This is a genomic window from Streptomyces sp. SID1328, assembly GCF_009865595.1.
In the GTDB taxonomy this organism is placed as follows: domain Bacteria; phylum Actinomycetota; class Actinomycetes; order Streptomycetales; family Streptomycetaceae; genus Streptomyces; species Streptomyces griseoluteus.
This window is the reverse complement of record NZ_WWKH01000025.1, coordinates 1-680: the sequence shown is the minus strand read 5'-3', so window position 1 is coordinate 680 and position 680 is coordinate 1. Positions and strand designations below refer to the sequence as shown.

Here is a 680-nt window from a genome sequence, read left to right as displayed (position 1 = left end):
CCGGCGACGGCGGTGCCGAGCGGGATGTCCTCTCCGGCGCCGTGCCGGGACAGCAGCACCGCGAGGGCGGCCTGCAGCACCATGAAGAGGCTGCACCCGCGGGCGCGGGCGAGCGCGGCGAGGGCCTGGTGGGTGCCGGCGTCCACGGGGAAGGCGAACGCGTCGCCCCGGTGCCCGGTGACCGCCGGGCGCGGCCGGTCGCCGGGCAGCTCCAGCAGCTCCGGCGCGCCGGCCAGCGCCTCACGCCAGTAGGCGAGTTGCCGGGCGGCCCGGCTGTCCGGGTCCTCCTCGTCGCCGAGCAGCGCGTGCTGCCACAGTGTGTAGTCGGCGTACTGGACGGCGAGGTCGGTCCAGCCGGGCTCCTCGTGCGCGAGCCGCGCCCGGTACGCCTCGCCGAGGTCGCGGGCGAGCGGGGCCAGGGACCAGCCGTCGCCCGCGATGTGGTGCAGGACCAGGACGAGGACGTGTGTCTCGGTGCCGAGCCGCACCAGCCGGGCCCGTACCGGGGCTTCGGCGCTCACGTCGAAGGCGTGGGCCACCTCGGCGGCGAGCACCTCGTCCAGGCGGGCCGGGTCGGTGTCGCGGGGGGTGAGGTCGAGGTCGGCGGTGCGGGCGTCCAGGATGAGCTGACGCGGCACGCCGTCGGTCTCGGGGAAGACGGTGCGCAGGCTCTCGTGGCG

1 protein-coding gene is annotated in these 680 nt (G+C 77.1%); it reads right to left on the bottom strand.

What is annotated here, in order from left to right; translation table 11 throughout:
* On the bottom strand, positions 1–680 hold a 680-nt coding region (locus tag GT030_RS00740; protein ID WP_237522133.1), incomplete at both ends, for a condensation domain-containing protein.